This is a genomic window from Corallococcus terminator (assembly GCF_003611635.1).
GTDB classification, from domain to species: Bacteria; Myxococcota; Myxococcia; order Myxococcales; family Myxococcaceae; genus Corallococcus; species Corallococcus terminator.
Map to the genome: position 1 here is coordinate 1 of NZ_RAVZ01000551.1, position 3,520 is coordinate 3,520.

General features: G+C 67.6%; 4 protein-coding genes. 2 read left to right on the forward strand and 2 right to left on the reverse strand.

Annotated elements, in window-relative coordinates; genetic code table 11:
• A partial coding sequence (locus D7V88_RS39860; protein ID WP_120545734.1) for a fatty acid desaturase family protein occupies nucleotides 1-909 on the forward strand: 909 nt, incomplete at its 5' end.
• On the forward strand, nucleotides 909-1,538 hold the full coding sequence (locus tag D7V88_RS39865; RefSeq protein WP_120545735.1) for a hypothetical protein: 630 nt from the start codon (nucleotides 909-911) through the stop codon (nucleotides 1,536-1,538). The genes D7V88_RS39860 and D7V88_RS39865, both read left to right, overlap by 1 nt.
• Nucleotides 1,539-1,542: 4 nt before the next feature.
• Here the strand turns inward: D7V88_RS39865 and D7V88_RS39870 are convergent, their stop codons facing one another.
• Entirely contained in the window at nucleotides 1,543-2,793 is a 1,251-nt protein-coding gene (locus D7V88_RS39870) for an imm11 family protein (RefSeq protein ID WP_120545736.1), read from the reverse strand.
• Nucleotides 2,794-2,805: 12 nt separating this feature from the next.
• Nucleotides 2,806-3,520: AHH domain-containing protein (locus tag D7V88_RS39875; RefSeq protein WP_208726739.1), on the reverse strand; the 715-nt coding region annotated here is incomplete at its 5' end.

Genomic DNA, 3,520 nt, shown 5'->3' on the forward strand with positions numbered 1-3,520 from the left:
CTGCCCCGCCGCGCGGCGGTGCCCCGCGCCCTGCTCGTGCCCTCCACCCCGTCCGGGCTGCTTCGCCTGACCGCCCTGGAGTGGGCGGGGATGGCGCTGGGCTGGTTCGTCATGGCGTGGGCTCCCGTGCTCGCGCCGCTGGCCGTGCTCTTCGTCGCGGGACGGCTGCATGCGCTGGGCGTGCTGCTTCATGACGCGGTCCACCTGCCATCGCGAACGCCGGATTGGAGACTGTGTCCGCTGACAGTCATGGCGGGCTACCCGGTGGCGTCCACGCTGGAGGCCATGCGCTACCACCACCTGCGCCACCACCGGGACGCGGGCCTGCCGACGGATCCCTACCGCAAGCCGCCGGATGGAGGCCCCTTGCGCACGGCGTGGCGGTGGCTGCTGCTGCTGGGCGTGATTCCGGGCTGGGTGCTGCGAGGCCCGGTGGGACTCTGTGCCTGGGCCATCCCCGCGCTGCGCGCGCCGTACGCTCGCGTGTTCCTGCAAGACCGCTCCGGACGCGTGCTGACGCAGGACGCGGAGGTGCTCGCGTGTGCTCGCGCGGAAGTCGGTCAGGTGCTCTTCCACCTGGGCGTGCTGGCCCTGGCGCTGCGGTGGCCCTCCCAGGTCGCGTGGGGGTATGGGCTTCCGCTGCTGGTGGCTTCGGGGTTCAACGCGCACCGGTTGCTCGCGGAGCACACCGCCACGCCTGCGCACGGCCGGTCGCTGGAGGACGTGTTCGCGTGCACGCGCGACCATGGACTCGGGTGGCTGGGCCGGTGGGGCCTGGCGCCGCGCCATGTGGGCTTGCACGTGGTGCATCACCTGCACCCGCACGTGTCGCTCACGCACCTGCCTCGGCTGCGGGCGTGGTACGTGGCTCGCTTTCCTGAGCAGTACCCCCGGCCCCGTCCCTACTGATGCTCTCTGCTGCGACCTGTGTGTTGTTGGTGGTGTTCCTGCTCGCGATCGCGGGCGCGGCGGCGTTCTTCCGGCACCGGCAGAACACGCGAGGAGGACGAGGTGGGCGCATCTCCGGGCCCAAGCTGGCGTGGCTCCTCTACGCGGTCTTCCTCTGGTTCCTGGTGTGCCCGCTGGTGGCGATGGATGCGTCCGTCCCTTTCGAGGCGCGCATCGTGCTGGGAGCCTTCGCGGTGTCCATGTGGCTGCGAGGCGCGGCGGAGCTCTACATGCTGTACGTGTCGCGCAACTGGCGGCCTCCGTACGGCGTGGGGCATGACCTGGGGTGCATCGCGCTCGTGGGGGCGGGGCTCGTGTACACGTGGGAGAAGTGGGCGGGGGCGCTCGATGGGCGCGATGTGTGGGCGCTGGCGCTCGTGGGACTGGTGCTGGTGAGTCTGGGCGTGGAGGTGGCCTACGCGGCGCTGTTCCACCAGGCCGTCGAGGGACGCACCACCGGCGAGGACGGGGTGTGGTTCGCGGACGCGGAGCAGGAGCGCTTCCGGCGGATCAACCGGCTCACGCTCGCGCTCAACGTGCCGCTGTATGCGGTGCTCGCCGTGCTGCTCGCGGTGGGAATCGGCGGGTGAGGCGTCACACCACGGGCTGACGCCAGGCGCGGGACAGGTGGCCGGGGCCTCGTTCGTTGAAGCGGCGGATGAGTTCCTCACGGCCGTTCTTGCCGTGCGCAAGCAGGTACGTGAGCTCCGCGGGCATCAGCGCCTTGACGGTGACGAGTCGGACTTCTCCGTCGGGCATCGTGAAGTGGGTGGGGAGCGTCGGCGTCTCCATGCCTAGCAGCACGCCTACACGGCCGTCCTTCGTCAGGAGGGTTTCGGGCATCCGCTGCCCGTCCACCTCCATGGACAGGAAGCCCGTCCTCACCTTCTCGCGCACGCCTTCGTGCTCCGCGAGTTCATTGCCGATGTGCTCCAGGAGCAACTGCTGCCAGCAACTCGCCACGTCGGCGACGGGCTCGTCCGTTTCCAGCGCGAGTTCCAGGCCGAAGCCCACGGAGGGTTCTTCCCGGGCCACGTAGAAGTCGGACAGGCCGTCCGTGACGAAGAGGGTGCGGCCCTCTGGGCGGCGGATGACGCGCCAGACCTGACGTCGCGCGGGCCAGCCTCCTCCAACGACCGGAGGAATGATGGCGTCCTTGTCCAAAGTGCCCAGCGTGCGCCAGAAGGCCTCACGGGCTGTTTCCGTCCGCTCGTAGAGCGCCCGGAGCTTGAGCCGTCGTTCGCGAGCCTCGGGTGTGACGGAGCTGGGGCCGGTGACTTCTTGGAACTGCGCCCCCGTGACACCCGCGCGCTCCAAGGCATCCTTGATGTCCTCGGAGACAATGACCACCCCCGTCCATCCTCGGGTACGAAATACCTTCGCATCGCCGACTTTCGTCGTGTCGATGCGCATGTCATAGACCGACCGGTAGGATCCGGTCTTCTCGGGGCGCCCGTCCTCCGGCGTCCAATACGACACCTCCGCTGACTGTTGATCGTCAATGCATTGGATCAGCTTCGTGACAACGAGGATGCAGTACGGCTCGGTTTGCCCGTCGACATCGACTGGAATGACCTGCACGTCTTCAGGCGCCAGCTCCGTGAAGAGGTTCGCCACCCGCTGATGCACGATGGGCGCTGCTCCAACGCTTGTCTCGGAGAACTCGAGAGGAGTGCCAGGATGGTGGACAGGGAACCTGAGACGTTCCTCCACCTGAACCGGGCATCCATCCGCGAACTGCCAGATGTCATCGATCTCCTTTCCCTGGGAGTTCGTCGCCTCGCCCAGCAACCAGCGCTCCTGGATGCTCATGTCATCGGACAGTTCGAAGTATCGCGTCGTCATGGCCAAGGTCCGTCAGTCCCGAGCAATCCACTGATTGAGCTGGCTGCCTTTTTCAAGCAGCTCTCTGGCCAGCGATTGAAGTGCCTCTTTCAGTTCGCCTCGACACTGCTCGATACTCCGACATCTTCCCAGCGCATCCTTCAGGCGCTTATAGACGGCTGCATGGTACTGCTGAGGGTGGGGACCTTTGTGGCCCTGGATGCCAACCCGGTTCGCCGGATCATCCAACGACATCCCAGCACGGTCGAAGAGTTCCTGGAACCTGGGCGACCACGGCCCTCCGTTGTGCGTCGCCTCCCACCACTTGTTCGTCGCGATGTGGTGCTCGTAGACCTCCAGCGCCCCTGACCTCGGCCCCTGCGCCGCCATCGCCACCGCGCCCGGTGACAGCTCAATCGTCACCACACCGCTCGACGACACCGCCACCGCTCGCACCTGCTCCGCCGCCGCGAGGATGAAGCCTCCCTGCTCCGCCAGCAACCTCCACCCCTGGATGAGGCTCCACACCGTGTCCCAGCCCAGGTACCCAATCAGCCCCACCGTCAGCACCGCCGCGATTCCCTTCGACAGCAGCGGCTCCGGCACCATCCACAGTCCCAGGTACACCGCGCCCGTCGTCGCCAGCATCACCACCATTGCTTCAGGGTCCGTCATCCCCTCCAGCGCCGCGGCCGTCTCCTCCCACACCGAGTCCAACGCGATGCGGAAGGCCAGCGTCCGCTTGCCC

What these genes read in the sequence shown, in the direction of transcription:
- D7V88_RS39865 (WP_120545735.1), top strand. Translation starts at nt 909, where the DNA reads ATGCTCTCTGCTGCGACCTGTGTGTTGTTGGTGGTGTTCCTGCTCGCG.
- D7V88_RS39870 (WP_120545736.1), bottom strand. Translation starts at nt 2,793, where the DNA reads ATGACGACGCGATACTTCGAACTGTCCGATGACATGAGCATCCAGGAG.